The following is a 24,843-nucleotide window of genomic DNA, read 5'->3' as shown; positions in this document are numbered from 1 at the left end:
CGATCTTCCCGACACCGTCTGGATCAACCGACCCACCGACGACACCAACCAGGAGCCCGAAACGGAAGCCGCCTAACACCCACTGGTCTCACTCACCTTGACAAATTCCGGCCGCACACCGATTCTGGTGGGTGCACCTCGTCCAGGCCATGCTGTATCCGGGCATCCCGGGCGCCGCTGTGTCCGGGGTCTTGACCTTCGGGCAGCTGCTCGCCACGGCCGCGCTCGCCGGGCTGTGCACCGTCTTCTTCGACGCTGCCTACCAAGCCCACCTGCCCGACGTCATCGGGCTCGACAGGCTGGAAGCTGGCTGCGCGCGGCTCCGGAGCACCCAGTCGATCGGCCGAGCCGCGGGGCCCGGGATCCCGTTTCTCCCCGGTCATGCCGAGCAGCGCGAGGATCGCCGAACCATCCTCGACACTCGGCAGGTGCTGTCCCTTCTCCCACAGCGACAGCACCTGAGGCAAGATCCTCAACACTGCCGCGAGCCGGCGAAAGGCCGACGTTGCGTTCTTCGCGCAGAGAGCGCGAGCGTTCTCGCAGCCGGTCCCGAAGACGTTGGCTTCATGGGGAAAGGATACGAATCCCGTCGATGGCCGCGTGTGCGAATGGTTCCATGAATTGCGAGGAGTTGGCATTTGGGCGACTGTCGGACCTGCTCACTTGCACGCCTGGCGCGGCCGTCCGGTTGCCTCGCCGTCGACCGCCGGCCACGACCTCGGACAGGTACTGGCCGAATTACTCGCCGCGGCCCAGCGGGCTGGCGCTGTCCGCCCGGATGTCGACGCCGCCGACGTGAAAGCTTTTCTGGTCGGCTGCGCGGCCCGCGAGCGCGACGACATCGACGCGGCGGCCCGTGGCCGGATGCTTTCGGTGATCCACGACGGGCTCCGCGCTGCCAACAGTCACCCGTAGCCGCAATCGGCGGACGTGGCCGACCACATTGCGCTCAAGGTACGGCACTGGTCTACGGGGGGTGGCTGCACCTGGACCGGCCGGCGAACCTGATGGTCGTGACGTCGGTGCTGTGGACCCGGACGCCGGTCGACCCGGCGCGGCTGCGGTCGGCGTTCCCATACCCTCGCCGGTCAGGCCGTTTGTGGAACTTTGCGGTCACCGATCTGGGCGGCCTGCCCTTGGCTCAAGGTTTGCGCAGGGGCGAACGCACATCGGAGGACAAGTGACAGCACGTGATTTGCTGGCTCGGACCATAGCGCGATTGGCCCAGTGGGTGCGGAATCTGGGCCAGGAGGTCGATACCGATGACGCTGCGTTCGTCGGACCTCATGACTGGGCTGCAGGGCAGCAATACGGGCTCGGGCGAGCACGACAGCGGGCGCGCACCCTGGGCGAGTCGGGTCGAGAACGCCCGGAGTGTGTCGACGCGGATCGCACCAATGGGATCGAATGACCGCGATGCATGCCAATGCCGAGCCCGGCTGGTGCGGCCGCGACCACCCGGCCTCTGCGTCGGACGCGCGCAGGGCGAGCCGGCGTGCGTCGTCGAGAAGCATCTCGTTCGTGCCGACCTGTACCAGAATGGGCGGCAGACCGGTCAGGTCGACGTGCCGTCTACGCTTGCGGGTGCAGGACGATCCGCCCGAAGGGTCGGGTCCCGGCCAGCGCGTGATAGGCGGCTTGCACCGCGGCCAGCGGGTAGGCGGCAGCGATGGGCACGGCCAGTTCCCCCGAGGCAGCGAGATCGACGAGCTTCCGCAGACCTGAACTGCCACCGGCGTTTGCCGTGCCGAGGGCCTTGACCCCCTTTTCCTTGGCGGCCTGGTAATCGACCACTGTGTTGATGCGCGGCCGGGACACTCCGAGCGAAAGAGCGAGGTCGACGTACCCTGACCCGAACGCGTCGATGAAGGCGTCGATCGGGCGACCGTCGGCCGCCTCGCGGATCTTCTCGGCCACGTCGGCGCCGTAGGACACCGGGCGCACACCGAACTCCCGCAGCCGGTCCGCGTTGTCCGGCCCCGCGATGCCGATCACCGTCGCACCATTTCGCCGGGCGAGTTGCGCGGCCGTGAGACCGACTCCGCCGGATGCGCCGGCTATGACGACGACCTCGCCCTCGCGGGGCTCGACGGCCTGGACGGCGGCAAGGCCGGCCATCGGTGTGACGTAAAGGGAACCGGCCACGTCCCACGAGAGCACGGCCGGTTTCAGGACCAGGTGATCGACGGGGACCGCGGCGAACTCGGCGTGCGCCGACCAGTCCTGCGACCAGCCGAGCACCTCGTCACCGATCTTGACGTCGTGCACGTCCGCGCCGACGGCGGTGACCGTGCCGGCCAGGTCGCGGATCGGCACGTAGGTCGCTCCGCGCAGCGCGGACAGGGTGCCGGGGTTGATGCACGACGCTTGGATCCGCACCACCGCATGCCCTGGTGTGGCTTCGGGGACGGGAATCTCGTCGATCCACAACTGCTCGATGCCGCCGAATCGATCGTATCGGACGATGCGCATGGCCGGTCCTTTCCTGACCGTCGGTACGTCGAAGGTGCCGTTTCACCGGCGCCGGATGAGCGGCAGCAGGATGTCGTCGACGAGGTGGTCGAGGAAGGTGTCGTCGCAGGGTTTTCCGGCGACGACGAGCCGGTGGACGATGATGGCCGGGGCGATCTCCGCGAACAGTTCCGCTGCCCGCGGGACCAGTTCTTCGCCGTGTTCGAGCGCGCCGCGGAAGGACTCTTCGGTCATCGCGGCCTCGTCGCGCTGCAGGATGCGCCGCATCCCCGCGGCGAGGTCCGGATCGCTGCGCATCCCGGCGAAGAGCGCGCCGAGCAGGCCGACTTCCTGCTCGGCGATCTCGCTTGCGAGCCAGGTCACCATGGCGGCCAGGCCGTCGCGAGGGGTGTCCGAGGTGACCTTGGGCGGTGTGGCACCCGCTCGGTGCTCGACGGCTCCGACCACCAGTGCCGCCTTGTTGGGGTAGCGGCGGTAGATCGTCGCCTTGGAGACCCCGGCTTCGGCCGCGACCGCTTCGATCGACATCTGCTCGTACCCGGAGGCGGTCAGCACGTGAAGGGTCGCATCGAGGATCGCCACGTCGCGGCCGGCGTCACGCGGCCTGCCCCGGACGGGTGGGGTGCTCATCGGGCTGTCGACCTCCTGACTTTCAATACGGTACCGGTTCGTATTGAAAGTCTACGGGCGGGGCTCGGTTCTCGCGCGGCGGTGCCACGACGAACGGATGCGTGCGACGCTCGTGAGGTTGCAGCTGGGTGAGGAGGTCGGCGCGGGCGGCCTGGCTGAAGCCGGTGCCGACGTCGCCGATGTAGACCAGCTCGCCGGATTCGGGGTCGTGCGCGCCGAGTAGCAGCCCGCCGAGGATGCCGGCGAAGCTGCGCTGCCCCGGCCGCCACCCGCAGATGATCACTTCCTGGGTCTGGATGAACGGGTGCTTGAGCCAGGAGTCCGGTCGCCGCCCGGGGACGTAGGTGGAGTCGCGCAGCTTCGCGACGACGCCTTCGTAGCCGGCGGATGCGGCGTGGGCCAGGAAGTCGGCTGGGGTGCGGCGGTCGGCGGCCAGTTCGTCGAACGTGACCGCGCGGACGACGGAGACGCGGTAGGGGTCGGGCATCGGCAGGCTCGCGAGCAGCCGGCGGCGTTCGTCGTAGGGCTCCTTGAGCAGGTCGCGGTCGCCGAGCCGGAGCAGGTCGAAGGCCAGGAAAGTCTCAGCGCTGGGCAGGCACGATGACATCGGCGGCGCTCCCGTTGCCGTTGGCGCCGATGACGGGGATGGTCCCGTCGAACACCTCTTGGGCTGCGAGCCGCGAGAGCAGGCTGAGCGCGACGTCACGGTCGGTGTCGTCCTTGACCTTCGAGATCAGGAAGTTGGCGAAGTGCAGGTGATGGGTGGCCACCAAGCGGTCGTGGAATGTGCCGATCGACTTGATGGTCTCGGTGAACATGCGGAGGTACACCACCGCGATGAAGTTTCCGAGGATCCCGCCGATCGCACCCAGCGCGGCGATGAGGATCTTCTCCAGCGAGCTCGCCGGGGTCGCCGACTTCAGCAAGGCGAACGCGACACCAACCACCGCGAAACCGGCCAAAATGCAGAAGATACCGGTCAAGAAGATGACGCCGCGCTGCCGTAGCGCCTGGTCGTAGTAGCGTCTCAACTGCTGGCTGTGCACCTGGAAGAGCTTCATCGCCCGCCGCTCCAGTGCGGCAGCGGAAAGCATCTGCTCCAGATCTTGCTGCCCCCGCACGGCCTCGATGTCTTTGAACGCGTCGACCGCCTCGAACCGCGCCCAGGCCGCCATCCCGGCGAAGATCACGGAATACAACAGGCTCAGCAGCCAAGTACTGTCCAGCTGGTACCGCACGAACATGAGGACGCTGAAAGCAATCGACATGAGACTCGTGAGAGCCAGCAGGCCGGCGGTCTTCCGCATGAGCTTCCGGCGCTTGTCGAGCCGCCGGACCCGGCGGTCGATCGCCGACACGTCCGTGGAAATCACCGGATCGACTTCGCCCATTTCCAACCCGGCACCCGGCTCCCAGGACGCAGTGGCCACGATCGGGCTCTCCAGTCTCTTCAGACCGGTCCGCTCGATCTCTTCGACCAGCGAACGCACCAGGTCGAGCATCTTCACCTCGAACTGGCCACCGCTGGGACGCCCCCGCACCGAAGTGAAGTCCAGCCGCCCGTACGCGTATACCCTCAACGTCATTTCGCCGTCTGCGGAGACGACGTCGATTGTCACGTTCTGAGCGTCTTTCAGTTGGCGTCGAGCCAGCGAAATCATCGGCTCCGCCAGCGGTACCCGCATCGTCGTGAGTTTGGCGCGAGACACCGGGGAACCGTCGTTGTCGCGCACCGCCAGCCGGATCTTGGCTATCTCTCCCGACGCGACCAGGAACTCGGTCGCCGCACGAAGTTCCTTGAGCTTCATCGTGAAACCTCCCCGTCCCAAGGTGGCTGCGAAAGATGTCTTCAGGGTCGCGGGCGTAAAGTCCGGTGTTACCCGCGACGCGATTCGCAACTCGGCCGTGACCTGTGAAAAGGGGCACGAAGGTGAGATGAGTGTGGCTGGGAATGACAACCGCTCCGCCGCAGTGAATTGAACACGACGATCGTGGCGTCGCATTCGGTGCGTTGCAGGGCGTACTCGAAGTTCGACGAGCACCGCGACTGATCCCGATCGCGGTGAGCTATCGCCACCAGGGCCGGTGGCGTTGGGCCGCCACCACGCCGGCCGGCTCGACGAGTTCGGCGAGCCGCGGCGTGATGTGCTTGATGTGCTCGTGAACCCAGAGCGCGCAGGCGAGGTCGCGGACCGAGGCACCGTGGGTCTGGAGGGGGTCGGCGAACTCGGGTGGGGCGAGCATGGGCACGTCGCCGTGGTCGGTGCGGTCCAGGCGGGAGGCCAGGTGGTCGTACCAGGCGGCGAGCTGGCCCGCCTGTTCGCCGAGCATCCGGCGGAACGGGTCCGCGTCGACGTGCGGGTTGGGCAGGCCGGCCAGGGAGTGCGCGGTCAGCCGGGCGCGGAGCGTCCCCATGACCAGCCGCCACAGGTCGGACTTGGGCACGTGCTTGGTGCCCTGTTCGCTGAGGAATCCGCGGAGCGCGTCGTCGAGCCGGGCGCCGGCCGCGGTCGCCGCGTCCGGAGCGGGCGGGTCGTGGCGCAAACCCAGCGCCCAGTTCGCGGCCGCGGCCAGGTACGCGCCACCGGTGCGGAACGCGTCGGCGAGGTCGTCGGCGACCACGGCTCCGGCGCCACGGGGCCAGAACAGCGCGCCCACCACGAGGCTCACCGCACAGCCGATCGCGACGTCTTCGATCCGCACGACCCCGATCTGCCACCCGGCCGGGGCGAGCAGGTTGAACAGCACCGACACCGTCAAGGTGAAGGCCGCCTGGCCGGCCGTGAAGGGCAGGGCACCCGGTGCGTAGGCGGCGACCAGCACCGCGACCGGGAGAGCGATCCACAGCGCGGGCGCGCTGGTGCCGATGACCAGCAACAGCAGTGCGCCGATGACGACACCCAGTGCGGTCCCCGCCAAGGCGCGCAGGGCGGTCGACCCGGTCGCCGCCGCGTTGCCGCGCAGTACCGACAACGTCCCGAGCACCACCCAGAACCCGTGCTCGACGCCGCTCACGCCGGCGACGACCACTGCGGCGGTCAGCGCCGCGGCACCGCGGAGGCTGTTGACGAACCAGACGGACCGGATACTGGCCTGAGGGGACGCGACCCGGGTCAGTGAGGCCAGGGAGAGGCCGCCGGGCCGGATGACGCGCGCCCGGCCGGGAGTCGCGGCGAGCGCCTCCACGATCGCGGTGCCGACGGCGAAGGCTGTGGTGCGGGCGTGGAAGGACAGGTGCACCGCGTCGGCGTAGCGCGGATCGTCGGAGCTCAAGTCGCGGAGCCACTCCACGCTCCGCCGGACGCTCCGTTCGAGTTCCTCCGGATCGGGCGTGGCCGATTCACCGGAGAGCAACCGGTCTACCGTTCGCAGGCCGGCGGCGGCGTCGGCCAGTAGCTTGCGCTCGACCTCGGGTGCCCCGCTGAGGTCCGGGTACTCGTGCAAGGCGTCGGCGATGACCGAACCGCACCACTCGAGCAACCCGACCAGGCTGTTGAGGGCTTGGTCGGCGGTGGCCAGGCCGGTGGGGCGGTAAGGCGTCGCGGTGAACTCGTCGATCAGACGGTGTTTGGCCTCGATGGCCGCCTCACGCGCGGTGCTCACGCCGGGGTCGCCGTGCAGGGCCGCGTCGAGGTAGTCAGCCATTGTGCCGGCGGCGCGGGCCGCCGCGTCGCGCAGAGCTGTGGCGGGGGACCGCGGAGACAGCAGCAGGACAGCGGCCGTGCCCACCACCGACGCCAGCCACCAGCCGCCGAGGCGGGCGGGCACCATGCTCATCGTGCCGGGTGAGGCGGCCGGGAGAACGTAGGCGAGCAGGGCGGCGGTGCCGCCGGAGGCCGCGTTCGGTCCCGCGACGCCGCCGAAGAGCACCAGGAAGGTGACGATCAGCGTCACCACGGCCGCCAGCGGCAGCGACGCACTGGCGGCGGTGCCGACGACCAGCAGGACGCTGCCGGTGACGGCGAGTCCGAAGTGGGCTCGCAGCTTGTCTGCCCGGTCGCCGCCGAACGATGCCAGGACCAGCGTGGCGAACCCGCCGAACGCGGCGAACGTGGCCACCTGCAGGTCGCCGAGCACCTTGATGCTGAACGCGAACAGCGCGGGCACCACGAGGGTGGCGCGGACCGCGCGGAGAGCGGCGGGTGTCGACCACTGTGGAACCCAGTCCCGGGGCCGTACCCGGCGGGTCTTCAGCGCGGGGGAGTCGATCGCCACCGGCAGAGCATAGACCGGGCCGGTGCCGCGGAGCTGCTCGTTCTCTGCAGGTCGGAGATCCGGACGTTGGTGGTGAGGTGCCGGCTGGATCCGAGTCGAAGCAGATTCGATCCCCGCTGGTCGGCTGTTGCTTGGTCGAGCTGGGCGATCGCCGAGAGTGAGACCTCTCCTGGCGCTCGTCGGCAGGCCGGGGTGCAGATCGGGCTTGCCCTGGTTGTTCTTGGCCGGCCGGCAGAGGTAGTAGATCGGTTTGTTCGCCGATCATGCGCCGTCCGCAGCTGTGGTGAACGCGACCACGAACGTCCGCACGGCCAGCGGGTGCTTGCCGAGACCGTCGCCGTCGCGCGAGGTGAACGTTGTTTCGTTCAGCCGCGGCCCCGGCTGAGGACTGTGCCGGGGCCGCGGCGACTCAGGGGGAGAGTTCTTCGAGGACTCGGTTGCGGGTTTCGATGGCGAACAGGATCGTGACGACCCCGCCGATGAGTGCCACGGCGGCGAAAGCCGAGAAGACGTAACGGATGCCGAGGTCGGCGACGATCCAGCCGACCAGTAGCGGCCCGATGGACGACCCCGCGCGCAGCCAGGCACTGCCGAACCCGGTGCCGATCGCGCGCAGGCGTGTCGGGTAGAGCTCGGCGGAGTAGAGGTAGAGCGAGAACGAGATCGTCTGCAGGATCGCGTAGGCGAGCGTGGCCATGATCAGGACTTGGATCGCCGAGGTGGCCCCGGCGACGGTGAGCGCGACCAGCGGCACGATCGCGATCAGGAAAGCCCAGGAGTACCAACGTTTGCGGCCGACCTTGTCGATGAGCAACGCGCAGGCGAGCGAGGCGAGTACACCGACGCCGGAAGTGACCCAGCCGTAGGCGAGGCTGGTCTGCAGCGGGAGGTGGAAGAACTGCTTGTAGAGCGTGGGAAGCCAGGTGACGAGCCCGTTGTTGACCAGGTAGACCGTCGCCCACAGCACCCAGATCATGAGGGTGCGCTTGCGGTAGATGCCCTGGAACAGTTCGCGCCAGTCCGAGCGGGTCTTCACCTGCGGGTCGACCGGGCGCGCGACGGGGTCGGCCAGCACGTGCCCCTGTTTGACGGCCTCGCGCTCGAGCAACGAGACGACCTTGTCGGCCTTGTCGATGCGTCCCTTGGCGGCCAGCCACCGGGGTGACTCCGGCATCAGCAGGCGCAGGGGAATGGTCAGGACCGCGGGGATCAGCCCGACGACGAACAGGGCACGCCACCCGTACACGGGCACGAGGAAGTAGCCGGCGATCCCGGCGAACATCAGCCCGACCGGGAAGATCACCTCGTAGAGGAGGAAGAACCGGCCACGTTTGCGGGCGCCGATGAACTCGTTGATGTAGGCGCTGGCGACGGGCACTTCGCCGCCGGTGCCGATGCCCTGCAGGAACCGGAAGATCAGGATCGACGTGCCGCTCCAGGCGAACAGGCAGGCGACGTCCATCGAAACGAAGAGCACGATGGTGATCAGCAGGGTGTTCATCCGGCCGAACTTCTCGGCGATCCAGCCGAAGGTGACCGCGCCGATGAGCTGGCCGACGTAGCCGGCCGAGAGGATGGCCCCGACCTGGGCGGGGCTGAGGTTCCATTCGGTGACCAGCTGCGGCATCGCGAACGCGATGACCAGCACGGTGTAGGCGTCGAAGAAGGTGGCCGATCCGATGATGATGCGGATCAGCAGGAGCCGGCGGGTGATCGGGAGCCGCTCGAGGCGGGCGACCAGGGCGGCGGTGGCTGTCGCTGTGGGCCCCCCGCCTGCAGCAATCGTGGTCATGGGGATCGTTCCTTGCTCTCCGCCTCGTCGCGGAGTCCATCGGGACTGCATTGTCACGCCGGTCGCGGGGCGGCAGCCGGGCGCCGCCCCGCCCACGTTCAGAGGAGCTCGGCGCTCTTGAGGGCGAGGACGATCTCCTCCTCGGCCTCGACGGAAAGGTCGATCAGCGGGGAGCGCACGGTCGCGGACGGGAGGATGCCGCGGGCCTTGAGCCCGAGCTTGAGCGCGACGGTGCCTTCCATGTGCGAGCCGCGGTGGTACACGGCCTTGGTCACCGGCAGCAGCCGGTCGTGCACCGCGCGGGCGGCGGCGTAGTCGCGGGCCTTGCCGGCCGCGATGAGCTCGATCAGCGGCTCGGGCGCCAGGCCGCCGTAGCCGACCAGGGCGCCGTCGACGTCGAACATGGTGTGCAGGAGGTACTCGTCGTGGCAGGTGAGGATCTGCAGGTCCGGGTGTTCGGCGCGCAGGACGGGGATCTCGGTGTCCCAGCGGCGCATGTTGCGCACGCCGTTCTTGGTGGCGAACACGCCCGGTTGCGCGGCGATCTCCAGCTGGGTCGCCAGGTCGTAGCTGGCCTTCGTGACGTCCGGGTACTGGAACAGGATCAACGGCAGTCCGGACGTTTCGAAGATCGCCCGGTAGCGGTCCTGGGGCGCGCCGGCCTGGAAGCCGAACCGCAGCCAGCCGTGCGACGGGTAGACCAGCCCGGCCGTGGCGCCGGCGTCCACGGCGCGGACGGCTTCTTCGGCCGCGACGGCGGTGCCCTCACCGGTGATGCCGGCGATGATCGGCACCCGGCCCTTCACGGCCTCGACCAGGGTGCGGATCGTGGCGGTCTGCTCGTCCTGGGTGAGGAAGGTGCCTTCCCCGGCGTGTCCGAGGCAGACCAGGCCTTTCACCCCTTCGAAGCCGGCCAGCCACTTGCCGTAGGACGCGAGAGCCGCGTGGTCCACCGCGCCGTCCACGGTGAACGGGGTGACGGGGGCGGGCACCAGCCCGCGCAGGTCGGGGGCGTGCTCCAGAGACATACAGGTCCCTTTCTCAGCTGATGCGACGTATGGGAACGTTCGCGGGAACGTTCCCATACGATGCGCTTCATGCCTGCCGTCGTCAACCCCTCCCCGGAAAACGGGCCTCGAGCAAGTAGCCTCAAGCGCGTGGTGACCATCCTCGATGTCGCCCGGGCGGCCGGGGTCAGCAAGTCGACGGTGTCCCGGGTCCTCGACGAGCGTCTCCCCAGGTCGAACAGCCCGGCGGCCCAGCGGGTCCGCGAGGTCGCCGCCGAACTCGGCTATGTCCGCGACCCGCTCGCCTCCGGCATGCGCCGCGCAGGCACGAACACCGTCGGCGTGATCGTTCCTCGCCTCACCGACACCGTGATGGCGATGCTCTACGAGAACATCGCCGCCGCGGCGGCCGGCCGCGGCATGTTCGCCGTGGTCGCCACGACCGAAGACGACCCGGCCACCGAAGAGTTCGCGGTTCAGTCCCTGATCCGGCGCCGAGTCGACGGCCTCATCCTCACCACCGCACGCATGGGCACGCATTCCGCACAGGGCGTCCCGCACGCGCTGGCCCTGCGCACCGACGGCATCGGACCCGCCGCGATCGGCGATGACCGGCTCGGCGCGCAACTGGCGGTCCGCCACCTCGTCGACCTCGGACACCGCCGGATCGGGCTGGTGGGTGGACCGGCCTACGCCTCCAGCGCCCGCGGCCGGCTCGATGGTTACCGCGACGCTCTCGTCACCGCCGGCATCCCCGTCGACGACTCTCTCGTCGCCGGTGATTCGTTCTCCATGCAGTCGGGAGAAATCGCCGGGCGTGTCCTGCTCGACCGCGTCGACCGCCCCACCGCCGTCTTCGCCGTCAACGACAACACCGCCATCGGTGTCATGGCCGCCGCACATGCCCTCGGTCTGCGCATCCCTGAGGATCTGTCCGTCGTCGGTTACAACGACATCCCGGTCGTCAGCAGCCTGCCCGTACCACTCACGACCGTGCGCGTCCCCTTCGGCCAAATCGCCACAACGGTCCTCGACCTGCTCCGCGAAGCCGGTGACGATCGGCCGCCGCGTACGGTCGTCTTGGCGCCAACCATCATTCCCCGCAGTTCGACGGCTCCTCCGTCCAGCTGACGATTCCGCCCGGTCGAGATCGGCGAGGCGACGGCACAGCTCGGGCTCGAAGAACTGCCACATTTCGATGTTCGCGGTCAGGAACGGGCAACGGGCGTCCAGGGCGGTGAAGGCCGTCAATTCCGTTGTCGCCGCGGTCGTACATCAGTTGGGTCCGGATCTGGCCGGCTGGGCGCGGAGCGGGGACGAACCGATCACCTCGGGCGGCGTCCGCGCGGACTGAGCCGCGTGGTGCCCGCTAGGGAGCGGCCAGAGCGGCTTCGGCGCTGCACGGAAGCTCCATCCGCTGGTCCCGCGCGCTGAGGGACCACACCCGCACGACGCCACCGACCCGGCGGCCCATCATGCAGTCCGTGTCCTCGACGCCGGTCCGGGCGAACAGGGCCACGCCGACGTCGGATCCCCGGACCTGGACGAGGACCTCCGGTGGGATCCCGGCCAGGTGGGTCTCGGGATCCACCGGGGGCGCGGGCATCCCGGCGGTCAGCGCCGCGCGGACCTCCGGCGGGCCGGCCGTGGCCGGCAGGTGTCCCAGGACGGCTTCGAGCGCCGGGGCGAACCCGGGCGGGATGTCTCGCCTCGGCAGCGGCGGCGGGGTGATCGCGGCGGCGTTCGTGGGGCAGGTGATCCGCGACGGTCCCGACGAGGTCCCGTAGTAGTCGAACTCGACGCGGTAGCAGGCGTCGAAGGTGTCCTGGCCGAGGTTCCAGTCCGTGTCCGGTGTTTCGTGGTGGATCCGCCAGACGAGGCGGGCCATCGGGTCGCGGGGGTCGTCGTGGGGCAGGTCCGTGACCTCCAGGACGCCGAAGCTCTCGCTGCGCCCCAGCGGCGTGGCGAGCGCGGCGCGGGCGAACCCGGCGGCGTCCGCCTGGCGCGGGTAGCCGATCGCGTCGGCGAGCGTGTCCGACTGCCGGTCGGTCTCGGCGTCACCCGCGACGGAGGGGATAAGCCAGAAGGACGCGACCAGGGCCGCGCAACCGAGCAGCACGATACCGTGCGAAACCTTCACAGAGCGCAGGTTATCGGCGCCGGATCGCCGGTGCTTGAGTAGTTTCCCCCGTTCCGCCATCGCGCCGACCGAGTCCGGCGACGCCGCACAGCCTGACCCTGTGCGAGAGGCCGAGCGAAAGTCCCTTCGCTCGGTCTTCAGCTTGCCGTCGCCACCTGCGTGCTCGGGTGCGGGTCCCGGGTGCTCACGACGGGCGAATCGATGGCGATGCAGATCATCGAGTCGATCTGATCAGGCATGGTCGGCCAGCAGCGCCGTGAGGCCGGGTTCGGCCAGCCGCCGGTAGGTTGCGGCCAGCCAGTCGGCGTCGTGCGGAAAGTCGTTGTCGATGGCCCAGCCCAGCAGGCCGAGCGTCGCGCTCGTGCAGAACTCGGCGACCAGGTCGGCCGGAACGGGCGGGGCCGGCGCGTCCAGCCGCAGATGCTCCGTGAGCAGGTCGGTGAGCAACCGGTGCAGGTGGCGCTGGACGACCTCGCCGCCCCGCTTGCCGCACAACGCCCGGAATGCGGGCCGGCGGTCGTAGGCGAACCGGAACACGGCCTCGGCGGGCACCGTGGGATCGGCACCCGGCGCGCGGGCGTCGAACTCGTACCGCAATTCCGCACTCAGCTCGTCGAACGCGGCGAGCAGCAACGCTTCCTTGTCCCGGTAGTGCGCGTAGAACGTAGACCGGCCGACGTCGGCGCGATCCAGCACGTCCTGCACGGTGACCCGGTCGTAGCCCTTCTCGAAGATGAGCTCGAACAGCGCGTCGCGGAGTACGCGACGTGTCCTGCGTACCCGGCGATCCTGCTCGGCCATGCCCCTCCCTCGACCGTTCCCGGACAGTTCGCGGCGACTGTCCGGTACCGCACACCAGCCCGGTTTTGGTTGTTGAACCGCGGCTACGTAACCGAACAGAGTGTTCATCAACGGACACCGTGTTCGCAAGAGAGGTTCTCCGAATGCCGATCTACATCTGGTTCTTCACACTCCTGGCCGCAGTGGGCATCCCGGCGGTGACCTGCGTGGCGCTCTACCGCGGCGCGCGGAGCATCGGCCGGTCGAGACGATCGGCGGCGCGCACCGCCGCGGTCGCCGGCGCCGGGTGGGCCGCGTGGACCGCGGTGATCTGGGCGCTGGCCGCGGCCGGGCTGTTCCACCTGCCACCGTCTGAGCAGCAACCGTGGATCCCGCTCGCGTTCGTCGTCGGGATCGGCATCGCGTTCGCGGCGAGCAAGCTGCCCGGCGTCCGGGCGATCCTCGCCGCTCCCGGTGCGCTGCGCCTGCTGGCGTGGCCGCAGGTGCTGCGCGTCGCGGGCGTCGTGTTCCTGATCGCGATGATCATCGGCAAGCTCCCCGCCGCGTTCGCGCTACCCGCGGGCCTCGGCGACATCGCGGTCGGGGTGGCCGCGCCGTTCGCGATCCGCAGCGGCCGCGTGCTGTGGCTCAACATCACCGGCCTGCTCGACCTGGTCGTGGCGATGACGCTCGGATTCCTGACCGGGGTCGGTCAGCGGGTGGTCCTCGACGTGACACCGTCCGCCGAGCAGGCGGGAACGTTGCCGCTCGTGCTGGTGCCGTTGGCCGCTGTACCGCTGGCCGTCGCGTTGCATTTGGTCAGCTTCGTCGCGCTCGCCCGGGAAAGCCGGAGGCGCTCGGTCGTTCCGGCGTCGTAGGAGCGTTCGGCAGCGGCACGATCCTGGAACATTCGACACCGCAAGCAAAGCCGACACGCCAGCGGCGTGGTGGTACGCAGATGACGAGAATGCGCATTCCGCACTTCGGATCGGGTCTGCAAACGGTTGAACAGCCGATTCGCCACTCCTTAAAGGACATTTTAGATATGGCCTGGTCGGCGCGCTGTGTAGCGGCCTTGACACCCACGGCGATCTTGTGCCACAGTCAATTTCCGACAGATCAGCGTCACTCGAAGAAGGAAACTATCCGACAGGTGACGGGCTTACTGGGGCTTGGTAGCAACCACGGATTTTCGATCAATTTCCGCGGCCACTGGAAACAGTCTGGTCGCGACTGGGGCAAGCAGCTTCGCGACGATCACCCCCTCGTGTCCTCCGTGGACGGATCCGTTGACCCCTCGCTGAGCCGGAACGTCACCACGCGTCGTGGCAGTGTGGCCGCGACGCGCGCCATCGCCGGGCTGGTGCGAGGACGCGCGCCGCCGAGGCAATACGCCGATTTCCTCTGGGGGTAAACGCTTTATGTTCGGGGATCACGTACAGATCAACGTGCTGGGGAAGCTCGAGGTCGGACCGGTTGCCCGGGTGCCCGCACCCGATTCGGGCCTCAAGATCACCGCGACCAAGCTGCGTCAGGTCCTGGTGCTGCTGGCCGTCCACGCGGGCACGACGGTGCGGACCGACCAGCTGATCGACGAACTGTGGCCGTCCAGCCCGCCGCAGACCGTCCGGACCATTGTGCAGACATACGTGTACCAGCTGCGCAAGCTCTTCGCGCGAAGTTTCCGGGCACCGGACGGCAAGGACCTGCTCAGCACCGACCCTGACGGCTACGTCTTGTCGGTGCCGCGCGAGAACATCGATTTGTTCCAGTTCCAGACCCTCGTCGACGACGGCCGCGGCGCGCTGCGCGAGCAAAGGTTCGGCTGCGCCGCGGAAATGCTGCGCAGTTCCCTCGAGCTGTGGCGCGGGCCGATACCCGCCGACGTGACATCGGGGCCGCGGCTGCGCGGGCTGTCCGTCTTCCTGGAAGAACAGCGGCTGGAGGCCGTCTCGCTGCGCATCGAGGCCGATCTGGCCAGCGACCGGCACCTGGACGTCGTGGGGGAGCTCCGCTCACTGGTGGCCACCCATCCACTGCACGAGGTCTTCCACCTGAGGCTGATGCAGGCGCTGCACGGCTCCGGACGGCGCGGCGAGGCGCTCTACGTCTACAGAGAGCTGCGGTCCACTCTCAACAAGGAACTCGGCCTCGAGCCCTCGCCCGAGGTGCGGAAGGTCCATCAGGAGATCCTGGTCGGCGGGTAACTGGCTTGGGACCGGCCGGGGGGGGGGGGGCCGGGGGGGGGGGGCGGGCCCCCCCCCCCCGGCCGGGGTCAGCAACGCTGCCAGTCCATGACGACCCAGTCGTGCGGACCGCCGAGCCGGCGCCGCAGGCTCAGCAGGCCGTCGGCCAGCGTGACCTCCCGGATCTGCTCGGTGTTCACGACCCGGGCGTGAGACCCGATGACGACGTCGTGCACGACCTCGCCGTCCCGTAGCCGCCAGCGGCCCGAATACCCGAGATAGTCGTCGGCCGAGCCCAGGTAGGTCGCGCCGTCGGCCGCGGGCTCGGTCCGCATCAGGCTGGCCGCCATATAGCCGTCCGCGTGGTAGATCAGGATGCCGTCCGCCTTCTCGCCCATGGGGCCTTCGGCCACCGTGGCGTCGTCGTCGAGGTAGTAGTGGGCCACGAGCCGCCAGGCTCCGATGAGATCCGTGTCAGCCAGCATGGTTCCACGGTGGCGCAGCCGCCTCTAACGGCGCTCGAACGTGGGCGGAGGTAGAGCGCCGGTCGACTCATCCTTGAGGCGGCGAGCCTAGCTTCGAGCGAAATCGCCAGTCGGAGGGAGACCACGATCGTGCGGCTCATCGATCTCACTGTGCCCACTGTGGACGGTCCGAGCGAGGCAACGCCGGTCGAGGTCAGCCTCCTCGACCACGCCTCGGCGCCTGCCGCGCTGGGCCTGCGGCCCGAGGACTTCCCGGAAGGGGAGTCGATCTCGAACGAGACGGTCACCCTGACCACCCACACCGGGACCCACATGGACGCCCCGCTGCACTACGGCCTGCGCAGCGGCGGGCAGCGCGCGGCCGCCATCGACGAAATCCCGCTGGAATGGTGCTACGCGCCCGGCGTCCGGCTCGACCTGCGACACATCCCGCCCGGCGCCGCGATCAGCGTCGCCGACATCGAGGATGCGCTGGCCAAGATTCCGCACGAGCTCGTACCCGGCGACATCCCGCTGATCTGGACCGGCGCGGACCGGCTGTGGGGCACGGAGGCATACCGCACCGACCACCCCGGCATGACGCGCGAGTCGACCGCGTACCTCGTCGAGCGCGGTGCCAGGGTGATCGGCATCGACGCCTGGGGTTTCGACCGGCCGTTCGCCTCGATGGTGGGGGACTACCGCCGCGACGGCGACAACTCCGTGCTCTGGCCGGCCCACCTCTACGGCCGGGAAAAGCCCTACTGCCAACTGGAAAAGCTCGCCCACCTGGACGAACTGCCCGCTGCCACGGGATTCACCGTGGCCTGCTTCCCCGCGAAGCTCGCCGGGCTGGGCGCGGGGTGGACGCGCGTGGTCGCGATCGTGCCCGAGCCGAACACCGTGGAACCGTGATGGGGCAACCGGAATCCGAGCTTTCCGAGCTCCGCCTGCAGGTGCTGGACGGGCCGGGCGAGAAGGCCACCGAGACCCAGCACGCCAAGGGCAAGCTGACCGCGCGCGAGCGGATCGACCTGCTGCTCGACGAGGGATCGTTTCGCGAGGTCGAGCCGTTCCGCCGCCATCGCGCCACCGGGTTCGGGATGGAGCAGAAGCGGTCCTACACCGACGGCGTCGTCACCGGCTGGGGCACGGTCTTCGGCCGCACCGTCTTCTGCTACGCGCACGACTTCCGGATCTTCGGCGGCGCGCTCGGCGAGGCGCACGCGGAGAAGATCCACAAGATCATGGACATGGCGCTGGCCGCGGGCGCGCCGCTGGTGTCGCTCAACGACGGTGCCGGCGCGCGCATCCAGGAGGGCGTCACCGCGCTGGCCGGCTACGGCGGGATCTTCCTGCGCAACAGCCGCGCCTCGGGCGTCATCCCGCAGATCAGCGTCATCCTCGGCCCGTGCGCGGGAGGGGCGGCGTACTCGCCCGCGTTGACCGACTTCGTGTTCATGGTGCGTGGCATCTCGCAGATGTTCATCACCGGGCCCGACGTCGTGCGGGCGGTCACCGGCGCCGACGTCACGCACAACGAGCTCGGCGGCGCCGACGTGCACGCCGAGGTTTCCGGCGTCGCGGGTTTCGCCCATGACGACGAACGCACGTGTCTCGAGGAAGTCCGGTACCTGCTTTCGCTGCTGCCGTCGAACAACCGCGAGGAAGCGCCGCACACGCCGGTGACCGATCCGGTCGACCGGCTCTGCCCGGCGCTGGCTGACCTGGTCCCCGCCGAGGGCAACAGACCTTACGACATGCGCCGGGTGATCACCGAGATCGTCGACGACGGCGACTGGCTCGAAGTGCACAGCCGCTTTGCCGCCAACGTGATCTGCGCGTTGTCGCGAATCGGCGGGTCGGTCGTCGGGATCATCGCCAATCAACCGTCCACATTGGCCGGTTCACTGGACATCGACGCGTCGGAGAAGGCCGCGCGGTTCGTCCAGTTCTGCGACGGGTTCAACATCCCGCTCGTCACGCTGCTGGACGTGCCCGGGTTCCTGCCCGGTGTCGACCAGGAACACAACGGGATCATCCGGCGCGGCGCCAAGCTGCTGTACGCCTACTGCACGGCCACCGTGCCGCGCATCCAGGTCATCCTGCGCAAGGCGTACGGCGGCGCTTACATCGTCATGGATTCCCGTTCGGTCGGGGCGGATCTGGCGTTCGCCTGGCCCACCAACGAGGTCGCCGTGATGGGCGCCGAAGCCGCCGCGAAGGTGATCTTCCGCCGCGAAATCGCGGCCGCGGAGAACCCCGACGAGGTGCGCACGCAGAAGATCAAGGAATACCGCACCAAGCTGATGCACCCGTTCTACGCGGCGGAACGCGGACTCGTCGACGACGTGATCGAGCCCGCCGACACTCGCCGTGTCCTCGCGGCGTCGCTGGCGATGCTGCACGGGAAGCACGCGGATCAGCCGTTCCGCAAGCACGGGAATCCGCCGCAATGATCCGGATCCGGAAAGGCACGCCGACCGACGACGAACTGGCCGCGCTGACGTTCGTGCTGACCGTGCTCACGCGAAAACCGGCCCCGGGGAAGGGGCCGGTTTCGCGGGCACGTCCAGTGCCGCGGCGGGCGTATGTGTCACCGTCGAGCTGGCGGGGCCGCTAGCGACTCGCCTCGAACAGCTCGTCGAGCATCGCCTTGGCCGCGCTTTCCAGGGTTTCGTCGGCTTGGAACGTTCCGCCGGAAACCCGCTGGAAGTGAAAGGGGATGGTCACGGTCTCGAACACCGGTCGCATCCGCAGCGGGAGCACGACCTGCTTGAGTTGCTGCACTGCGCGGGTGCCGCCGGCGACACCGCCGTAGGAAACGAAGCCGACGGGCTTGCCGTTCCACTCCTGGTGCAGGTAGTCGAGCGCGTTCTTGATCGTCGCGGGACAGCCGTGGTTGTACTCCGGCGTGACGATCGCGAACGCGTCCGACGCCTCGACGATCGCGCTCCAGCGGAACGTGTGTTCCCGCGTGTACTGCCGCAGCCGCGGGTGGTTCGGCTCGTCCAGCAGTGGCAGGCCGATCTCCGCGAGATCCGCGACGGCGACGTCGAATCCGCCGTGCGCGCGGGCCCGCTCGGCGAACCACTCGGCGATCGGCAGCCCGGCCCGCCCGGGGCGGGTGGCGGCGATGATGACGGTCAAGGTGGGCACAGTCGGTCCTTCCTCGCTGAGAGGACTCGTGAGTGGTGGGGGGGGGGGGGGGGGGGGGGCGGGGGGCCGCGCGGCGGGGGGCGGCGGCGGGGGGCGCCCCCGCCGCCGGCCCCGCCCCCCCCCCCCCCCCCCCCGGCCGGCCCCCGCCCGCCCCCGCGCCGCCCGCCCCCCCCCCGCCCGCCGCGCGGGGGGGGGGGGCCTAGCCGAGACCACGCCCCCCCCCCCCCCCCCCCCCCCCCCCACCGCTTTGGCGTGCCCGGACCCGGTGGGGCGGGGGTTAGGGGCCGTTAGGGGTGGGGATCCGCAGGTCAGCACGGCTAGCTTTTCGAAGCGTCTCCAGGTGTGTGTCTTCCACGCCGGCACGGTGATCCTTCGAGTCCTTACGGAGTGGCAGTCGTGAACGATTCCTTGGTCCATTCTCTGCTCGACGCTGCGGTGGCCGATGCGGCCGGGGCGTCGGCGGTCCGCGATCGCGTCGGTGCGTGGACCTACGCGGAGCTCGACGCGTGGAGCCACGCCGTCGCCGTGGTGCTCGCGCGCCGCGGGGTCGGGCACGCCGATCGCGTCGTCGTGCAGCTGCCCACCGATCGCGCGCTCGTCGCCCTCTTCTACGGCACTTCGCGCCGTGGCGCGGTGTTCGTGCCGATCAACCCGGCCATGAAGCGGTTCCACTTCGACTCCGTCGTGGCCAACGCCGAACCGGTCCTCGTGCTCACCCCCGAGGAGTTCGGTCCCTTTTGGACCGAGGTCGAGAACGCACTGGGCGAGAAACAAGAAGCGGTCGAGGTGAGCGAAGACGACATCGCCGTCCTCGTCTACACCTCCGGCAGCACCGCCGCGCCGAAGGGCGTGATCGGCCCGCACCGCCAGGTCACCTTCGCCACCGGCGCGATCCAGGCGGTCCTCGGCTACCGCCAGGACGACGTCGTGTTCTGCCGGTTCCCGATGTCCTGGGACTACGGCCTCTACAAGGTGCTGATGTCCACACTCGGCCGCAGCGAGATCGTCCTCGCCGACGCCGAGTCGGACCTGCGGCTGCTGCGGCGGATGCGCGAGGTCGGCGCCACCGTCGTGCCGATCGTCCCGTCGCTGGCCACCATGATCGCCACGCTCGCCGCCCGCGACACCGAGCCGGCCGCGCCCGTGCGGCTGTTCACCAACACCGGCGCCGCCCTGCCCGACGCCACCATCGCCCAGCTGCGGGCAGCCTTTCCGCAAGCCAAGGTCGTCCGCCAGTTCGGCCAGACCGAGTGCAAGCGGATCACGATCATGCCGCCGGACGAGGACACCGAGCGCCCCGGCTCGTCCGGGCTGCCGCTGCCGGGCACGTCCGTGCTGATCCTCGCCGCCGACGGGACCGAGCTGCCGGCCGGGGACATCGGCGAGATCGTCGCCGCCGGCCCGCACGTGATGCCCGGCTACTGGCGGGCCCCCGAGATCTCCGCCCGCGCCTTCCGCCGCGACGAGACGACCGGCGAGCTGCGCCTGCACACCGGCGACTACGGCCGCCTCGACGCCGACGGCTACCTCTACTTCGAGGGCCGCCGCGACGACATGTTCAAGCGCAAGGGCATCCGGATGTCCACTTTGGAGATCGAAGCCGCGGCGATGGACATCCCCGGGGTCCGCGCGGCGGGCGCGATCCCGCCGAGCGACACGCGGGACCTCGCCATCTGCGTCGAGACCGACCTGGCACCCACGGCGGTGCTGCGCGAGCTCGCCCAACGGCTGGAACCGCAGAAGGTCCCGTCGTTGTGCCACGTCGTCGAGGAGTTCCCGCTCACGGCGCACGGCAAGAACGCCACGAAGGAACTCGCCCTGCTCGTGGAAGGCGCCCGCAAATGAGCATCGACATCGCCGGCGAGTACGGCACGCCCACCTACGTCTACGACCTCGACGTCGTCGCCGAATCGCGCGACCAGCTGTTCGGCATGCTGCCCGAAGGCTTCCAGCTGTTCTACGCGCTGAAGTCCAACCCCCATCCCGAAATCGCCCGCGAGCTGCGCGGCGGCGGGTGCCGCGCGGAGATCAGCTCCACCGGTGAGCTGGCCAACGCGCTGCAGGCGGGGTTCGACCCGGCCGGGATCCTCTACACCGGACCCGGCAAGACGAACGACGAACTCGAGCACGCGATCGCCTCCGGCGTCCGGCTGTTCTCCGTCGAGTCGCTGACCGACCTGCAGCACGTCGGGGCCGCCGCGGAGAAGCACGGCGTCACCGCGTCCGCGCTGCTGCGCGTGAACACCACCGCGAGCAGCGGCGGTACCGGCATCCGGATGATGGGCCGCCCGTCGCAGTTCGGCATCGACGCCGAGACGCTGCCCGAGATCATGCCCGCGCTCAAGGCGGTGCCGGGTGCCCGCGTCGTCGGCGCGCACTTCTTCACGATGAGCAACGCCCAGGACGAGGACGCCCTGCTGGGCGAGTACGAGTTCGTGCTCACCTCGGCCGCGAAGCTGCGTGACGAGGTCGGGCTGCCCCTCGAAATCCTGGACATCGGCGGCGGGTTCTCCTCGCCGTACGCCGTCCCTGGCCCGCGCAGCGACTACCCGAAGCTGCGCTCGGGGCTGGAGACGCTGCTCGACCTGCACCTGCCCGAGTGGCGTGACGGCGGCATCGAGCTGGCCTGCGAGTCGGGCCGCTACCTGTCCGGCAGCTGCGGTTCGCTGCTGGCCGGCGTGGTGAACGTCAAGGACAGCCGCGGCAGCCGGTTCGTCGTGCTCGACGCCGGGATCAACGTCGTCGGCGGGCTGTCCGGCATCGGCAGGCTGCTCCCCGCGGCCGTGGGGATCGAGGAAACCGGCGACGCGACCGGCAGCCTCGTCGGTCCACTGTGTACTCCCGGTGACTCGCTCGCCAAGGCCGCGAAGCTGCCCGAGCTGGCTTCCGGCGACGTCGTCACCGTGCCGAACGTCGGCGCCTACGGCGTCACCGCGAGCCTGATCAGCTTCCTCGGCCGGCCCGCGCCGACGGAGGTCGTGGTGCGCGGCGGCGAGGTCGTCTCGGTGTCGCGATTGGACTACCAGCGCGTCTACGAGGTGTCGCCATGACGGAAGAACTGCGGGCCTACGGCGGCGGGATCGCCACCGGGCCCTCCCGGCGCACGGTGATCGTCAGCAGCATGGCGTCGGACTCGCACACGTGGAACCTGGTCTACCTCGAGCTGCTCGTCGGCGAGCTGGGCTTCGAGGTGGTGAACCTCGGCGCGTGCGTGCCCGACGAGCTGCTGGAGTCGGAGTGCCTGAGCCGTCGCCCGGCGATGCTCGTGCTGAGCAGCGTCAACGGCCACGGCCACCAGGACGGCCTGCGCGTGATCCAGCGGCTGCGCGCCCTGCCCGGGCTGCGCACCATGCCGGTGGTGATCGGCGGCAAGCTCGGCGTCGGCGGTGCGCTGACCGCGGAGGAGACCGCGCAGCTGCTGCTCGCCGGGTTCGACGCGGTGTTCGACGACCAGCAGGGCGCGGCGTCGTTCCGCCGGTTCGCCGCCACGCTGTCGGCCGGCGCGACTCAGGTGGAGGCGTGAGCTTCGAAGAGTTCGTCGCGCGACGCCACGCTGCCGGCGAGCTCGTCGTGCAGCCCCGCATGGGGTTCGCGGACCCGGCCGTCATGCGTGCCGGGCTCATCGCGACGAAGGGTGCGGCCGCCGCGACCGTCGGCACCGTCACGCTCGACAGCTACACCCGCGTCTGCGACACCGCGTCGGTGGCGCACGCGCTGCGCAACGGGATCGCCCTCAACGGCTACCCGATCGTCAACCACCCGGCCGACGTCACGCGCGAGATGCTCGACGGTCTCGAAGGCCCGGACTTCCCGGTGCAGGTGCGCCACGGCTCGGCGCGGCCCGCCGACATCTTCCGGGCCATGATCGCCGCCGGCCTGCACGCCACCGAAGGCGGCCCGGTCTCCTACTGCCTGCCCTACAGCCGGACGCCGCTCGACGAGTCCGTGCGCAACTGGGCGCACTGCTGCGACCTGCTGCTGGACGCCGAGCACCCGGCCGGCCGGCCGCACCTGGAGACGTTCGGCGGCTGCATGATGGGCCAGCTCTGCCCGCCGAGCGAGCTGGTGGCGCTGTCGGTGCTGGAGGCGTTGTTCTTCTACCGCAAGGGCGTGCGCAGCATTTCGGTGAGCTACGCCCAGCAGACCAGCATGACACAGGACCAGGAGGCGGTCTCCGCGCTGCGCCGGCTGTGCGCCGAGCTGCTGCCCGAGGCCACCTGGCACGTCGTGATCTACGCCTACATGGGCCTGTTCCCGCGGACGTCGGACGGCGCGCGGGGCCTGCTCGGGACGGCGGCCGAGCTGGCCGTGACGACCGGGTCGGAACGGCTGATCGTCAAGACCACCGCCGAGGCACACCGGATCCCGACCGTGGCGGAGAACGTCGCGGCACTGGAACACGCCGGCGCGGTGGCGCGGTCGGTCACCGGCAAGGCCACTGTGGACAGTGACAACCAGGTCTACCGCGAGGCGTACGCGCTCGTCGACGCCGTGCTGAACAGCCACGCCGACCTCGGCCGCGCGATCGTCGTCGCGTTCAAGCGCGGCCTGCTCGACGTCCCGTACTGCCTGCACCCGGACAACGCCGGGCAGGCCCGCAGCTACCTCGACCCCACGGGCCGGCTCGGCTGGTCGGAGCTCGGGTCGCTGCCGCTGCGCCGCGTGGTGGAGAGCCACCACGCGGACCGGATCACCTCGTCGACGTTGATGTCGGCGCTTTCCCACATCCAGAACGTCTACGACGCCGAGGCGCTGGAACAACCGATGAGAGCGATTGGGGGCGAGTCGTGACGAGTTCACGCCGGACAGTCCGTGCGTATCCGTTCGACATGCACGAGATCTCCGTTTCCGAGCAGTACCACATCCTGCAGCGCGAAGAGCCGATGAGCCGGGTGCAGATGCCCTTCGGCGAACCGGCCTGGCTGGCGACGAAGTACGCCGACGTCAAGCTGGTGACGACCGACCCGCGGTTCAGCCGGGAGCTCGCGCAGGGCCTCGACCAGCCGCGGATGCGCCGTCAGCAGATGGGCGACGGCATCATGGGGATGGACCCGCCGGACCACTCCCGGCTGCGCCGCCTGGTGGGCAAGGCGTTCACCGCGCGTCGCCTGGAGCAGATGCGCGACGGCGTCAAGGAGCTGGTCAACCGCCTGCTCGACGACATGCAGGCCCACGGCGACAGCGCCGACCTCGTCGAGGAGCTGGCGCGGCCGCTGCCGGTCACCGTCATCTGCGACCTGCTCGGGGTGCCGCAGGAGGACCACAAGATCTTCCGCGAGTGGACCCAGGCGCTGGTCAGCGACGCCACGGCCAAGGGCGACGTGCTCGACGTCTACGGCGACCAGCTCGACAACTACGTGGCCGGGCTGGTGGCCCAGCGTCGCGAGGAGCCGACCGACGACCTGCTCGGCGCGCTCGTCTACGCCCGCGACGCGGGGGACAAGCTGACCGAAAACGAGCTGATCTCGATCGCCGGTGCGGGGTTGCTGACCGGCGGCGTGGAGACGGTTTCGACGGCGCTGCCCAGCTTCATCTTCACGTTGCTGACGCAGCCGGAGCTGCTGGCGCAGCTGCGCGCGGACCCGGACCTGATGCCGACGGCGATCGAGGAGCTGCTGCGGTACGTGCCGATCAACACCGCGGCGATGTTCGCGCGCTACGCCACCGAGGACATCCGCTTCGGCGACGTTGTGGTGCGCGCGGGCGACCCGGTGCTGCCGGCGCTGCACGCGGCCAACCGCGACCCGGAGGTGTTCGCCGACCCGGACCGCATCGACCTGACGCGCAAGCCGAACCCGCACGTCGCGTTCGGCCACGGCCCGCACCACTGCATCGGTGCGCAGCTGGCCCGGCTGGAGCTGCAGGAAGCGCTGAAGGCGATCCTGGCGCGGTTCCCGGACCTGCGGTTCGCGGACGGGCGCGAAGGCGTGAAATGGGAGTACGGCGTGATCGTGCGCGGGCCTTCGCTGCTGCGCATCGCCTGGTGACTTCCCGCCCC

Annotated in this window: 24 protein-coding genes and 1 pseudogene; 13 read left to right on the top strand and 12 right to left on the bottom strand. The window is 69.8% G+C overall.

Annotated elements, in window-relative coordinates; genetic code table 11:
• Positions 1 to 92: 92 nt before the first annotated feature.
• Positions 93 to 458, bottom strand: a complete 366-nt coding sequence (locus QQ657_RS35990) for a hypothetical protein (protein WP_284746784.1) — start codon at positions 456 to 458, stop codon at positions 93 to 95.
• 205 nt (positions 459 to 663) lie between these two features.
• On the opposite strand from QQ657_RS35990, the gene QQ657_RS35985 reads away from it, so the two are divergent.
• Positions 664 to 915 (top strand): SbtR family transcriptional regulator, encoded by a 252-nt coding sequence (locus QQ657_RS35985; protein WP_284746783.1) that lies wholly within the window; start codon positions 664 to 666, stop codon positions 913 to 915.
• Between the two features lie 657 nt (positions 916 to 1,572).
• Here the strand turns inward: QQ657_RS35985 and QQ657_RS35980 are convergent.
• The 7 genes and pseudogenes from QQ657_RS35980 to QQ657_RS35950 all read right to left on the bottom strand — a co-directional run bounded on the left by QQ657_RS35980 (position 1,573) and on the right by QQ657_RS35950 (position 10,137).
• Positions 1,573 to 2,472, bottom strand: coding sequence for an NADP-dependent oxidoreductase (locus QQ657_RS35980; protein WP_284746782.1), 900 nt, complete (start codon positions 2,470 to 2,472; stop codon positions 1,573 to 1,575).
• A gap of 42 nt (positions 2,473 to 2,514) precedes the next feature.
• Positions 2,515 to 3,102, bottom strand: a complete 588-nt coding sequence (locus QQ657_RS35975) for a TetR/AcrR family transcriptional regulator (protein ID WP_284746781.1) — start codon at positions 3,100 to 3,102, stop codon at positions 2,515 to 2,517.
• 61 nt (positions 3,103 to 3,163) lie between these two features.
• Positions 3,164 to 3,679 (bottom strand): annotated as a pseudogene (locus tag QQ657_RS35970) (ATP-dependent DNA ligase); the annotation flags it as partial.
• Between the two features lie 4 nt (positions 3,680 to 3,683).
• Positions 3,684 to 4,910, bottom strand: coding sequence for a TRADD-N-associated membrane domain-containing protein (locus QQ657_RS35965; RefSeq protein WP_284746780.1), 1,227 nt, complete (start codon positions 4,908 to 4,910; stop codon positions 3,684 to 3,686).
• A gap of 259 nt (positions 4,911 to 5,169) precedes the next feature.
• Complete coding sequence (locus tag QQ657_RS35960) at positions 5,170 to 7,317, bottom strand: FUSC family protein (protein WP_284746779.1); 2,148 nt, start codon at positions 7,315 to 7,317, stop codon at positions 5,170 to 5,172.
• A 409-nt stretch (positions 7,318 to 7,726) separates the two neighbouring features.
• Entirely contained in the window at positions 7,727 to 9,109 is a 1,383-nt protein-coding gene (locus tag QQ657_RS35955) for an MFS transporter (protein ID WP_284746778.1), read from the bottom strand.
• 98 nt (positions 9,110 to 9,207) lie between these two features.
• Positions 9,208 to 10,137, bottom strand: a complete 930-nt coding sequence (locus tag QQ657_RS35950; protein WP_284746777.1) for a dihydrodipicolinate synthase family protein — start codon at positions 10,135 to 10,137, stop codon at positions 9,208 to 9,210.
• Between the two features lie 129 nt (positions 10,138 to 10,266).
• On the opposite strand from QQ657_RS35950, the gene QQ657_RS35945 reads away from it, so the two are divergent.
• Entirely contained in the window at positions 10,267 to 11,247 is a 981-nt protein-coding gene (locus QQ657_RS35945; protein ID WP_284746776.1) for a LacI family DNA-binding transcriptional regulator, read from the top strand.
• Positions 11,248 to 11,485: 238 nt separating this feature from the next.
• Here the strand turns inward: QQ657_RS35945 and QQ657_RS35940 are convergent, their stop codons facing one another.
• Both QQ657_RS35940 and QQ657_RS35935 read right to left on the bottom strand, forming a co-directional pair.
• Complete coding sequence (locus QQ657_RS35940; protein ID WP_284746775.1) at positions 11,486 to 12,256, bottom strand: hypothetical protein; 771 nt, start codon at positions 12,254 to 12,256, stop codon at positions 11,486 to 11,488.
• Between the two features lie 231 nt (positions 12,257 to 12,487).
• Positions 12,488 to 13,057, bottom strand: coding sequence for a TetR/AcrR family transcriptional regulator (locus QQ657_RS35935; RefSeq protein ID WP_284746774.1), 570 nt, complete (start codon positions 13,055 to 13,057; stop codon positions 12,488 to 12,490).
• A 143-nt stretch (positions 13,058 to 13,200) separates the two neighbouring features.
• Here QQ657_RS35935 and QQ657_RS35930 point away from each other — a divergent pair, with 143 nt between their 5' ends.
• From QQ657_RS35930 to QQ657_RS35920, 3 genes are all read left to right on the top strand, one after another.
• Positions 13,201 to 13,914, top strand: a complete 714-nt coding sequence (locus QQ657_RS35930; protein ID WP_284746773.1) for a DUF8737 domain-containing protein — start codon at positions 13,201 to 13,203, stop codon at positions 13,912 to 13,914.
• A gap of 80 nt (positions 13,915 to 13,994) precedes the next feature.
• Positions 13,995 to 14,450 carry a hypothetical protein gene (locus QQ657_RS35925; RefSeq protein WP_284746772.1) on the top strand — a complete coding sequence of 152 codons (456 nt, stop codon included), beginning with the start codon at positions 13,995 to 13,997 and terminating at the stop codon, positions 14,448 to 14,450.
• A 70-nt stretch (positions 14,451 to 14,520) separates the two neighbouring features.
• The gene (locus QQ657_RS35920; RefSeq protein WP_284746771.1) at positions 14,521 to 15,243 is read left to right on the top strand and encodes an AfsR/SARP family transcriptional regulator; all 723 of its coding nucleotides are present in this window, start codon (positions 14,521 to 14,523) and stop codon (positions 15,241 to 15,243) included.
• Positions 15,244 to 15,311: 68 nt separating this feature from the next.
• Here the strand turns inward: QQ657_RS35920 and QQ657_RS35915 are convergent, their stop codons facing one another.
• Positions 15,312 to 15,707: a lipocalin-like domain-containing protein gene (locus tag QQ657_RS35915; protein ID WP_284746770.1), complete on the bottom strand. Its 396-nt coding sequence runs from the start codon at positions 15,705 to 15,707 to the stop codon at positions 15,312 to 15,314.
• Between the two features lie 129 nt (positions 15,708 to 15,836).
• On the opposite strand from QQ657_RS35915, the gene QQ657_RS35910 reads away from it, so the two are divergent.
• Genes QQ657_RS35910 through QQ657_RS56800 form a run of 3 tightly spaced genes read left to right on the top strand, consistent with a single transcriptional unit; the run spans position 15,837 to position 18,309 of the window.
• Positions 15,837 to 16,601, top strand: a complete 765-nt coding sequence (locus QQ657_RS35910) for a cyclase family protein (RefSeq protein ID WP_284746769.1) — start codon at positions 15,837 to 15,839, stop codon at positions 16,599 to 16,601.
• Positions 16,601 to 18,145 carry an acyl-CoA carboxylase subunit beta gene (locus QQ657_RS35905; protein WP_284746768.1) on the top strand — a complete coding sequence of 515 codons (1,545 nt, stop codon included), beginning with the start codon at positions 16,601 to 16,603 and terminating at the stop codon, positions 18,143 to 18,145. The genes QQ657_RS35910 and QQ657_RS35905 overlap by 1 nt, the downstream gene beginning before the upstream one ends.
• Positions 18,142 to 18,309, top strand: coding sequence for an acyl-CoA carboxylase subunit epsilon (locus QQ657_RS56800; protein WP_350310732.1), 168 nt, complete (start codon positions 18,142 to 18,144; stop codon positions 18,307 to 18,309). The genes QQ657_RS35905 and QQ657_RS56800 overlap by 4 nt, the downstream gene beginning before the upstream one ends.
• Here QQ657_RS56800 and QQ657_RS35900 read toward each other — a convergent pair.
• Complete coding sequence (locus QQ657_RS35900; RefSeq protein WP_284746767.1) at positions 18,306 to 18,845, bottom strand: NADPH-dependent FMN reductase; 540 nt, start codon at positions 18,843 to 18,845, stop codon at positions 18,306 to 18,308. The two genes, QQ657_RS56800 and QQ657_RS35900, sit on opposite strands and share 4 nt — an antisense overlap.
• 396 nt (positions 18,846 to 19,241) lie before the next feature.
• On the opposite strand from QQ657_RS35900, the gene QQ657_RS35895 reads away from it, so the two are divergent.
• Genes QQ657_RS35895 through QQ657_RS35875 form a run of 5 tightly spaced genes read left to right on the top strand, consistent with a single transcriptional unit; the run spans position 19,242 to position 24,832 of the window.
• Positions 19,242 to 20,690 carry an AMP-binding protein gene (locus tag QQ657_RS35895; protein ID WP_284746766.1) on the top strand — a complete coding sequence of 483 codons (1,449 nt, stop codon included), beginning with the start codon at positions 19,242 to 19,244 and terminating at the stop codon, positions 20,688 to 20,690.
• On the top strand, positions 20,687 to 21,895 hold the full coding sequence (locus QQ657_RS35890) for a type III PLP-dependent enzyme domain-containing protein (protein ID WP_284746765.1): 1,209 nt from the start codon (positions 20,687 to 20,689) through the stop codon (positions 21,893 to 21,895). The genes QQ657_RS35895 and QQ657_RS35890 overlap by 4 nt, the downstream gene beginning before the upstream one ends.
• The gene (locus QQ657_RS35885; protein WP_284746764.1) at positions 21,892 to 22,368 is read left to right on the top strand and encodes a cobalamin B12-binding domain-containing protein; all 477 of its coding nucleotides are present in this window, start codon (positions 21,892 to 21,894) and stop codon (positions 22,366 to 22,368) included. Before QQ657_RS35890 ends, QQ657_RS35885 begins: the two co-directional genes overlap by 4 nt.
• Complete coding sequence (locus tag QQ657_RS35880; RefSeq protein ID WP_284746763.1) at positions 22,365 to 23,636, top strand: methylaspartate mutase; 1,272 nt, start codon at positions 22,365 to 22,367, stop codon at positions 23,634 to 23,636. The genes QQ657_RS35885 and QQ657_RS35880 overlap by 4 nt, the downstream gene beginning before the upstream one ends.
• Before the next feature lie 38 nt (positions 23,637 to 23,674).
• Positions 23,675 to 24,832 (top strand): cytochrome P450, encoded by a 1,158-nt coding sequence (locus QQ657_RS35875; protein WP_284746762.1) that lies wholly within the window; start codon positions 23,675 to 23,677, stop codon positions 24,830 to 24,832.
• Positions 24,833 to 24,843 lie beyond the last annotated feature (11 nt).

Source organism: Amycolatopsis ponsaeliensis, from assembly GCF_030182635.1.
GTDB classification, from domain to species: Bacteria; Actinomycetota; Actinomycetes; order Mycobacteriales; family Pseudonocardiaceae; genus Amycolatopsis; species Amycolatopsis ponsaeliensis.
The sequence above is the reverse complement of the archived record's forward strand: the minus strand, read 5'-3'. Positions and strand labels throughout refer to the sequence as shown.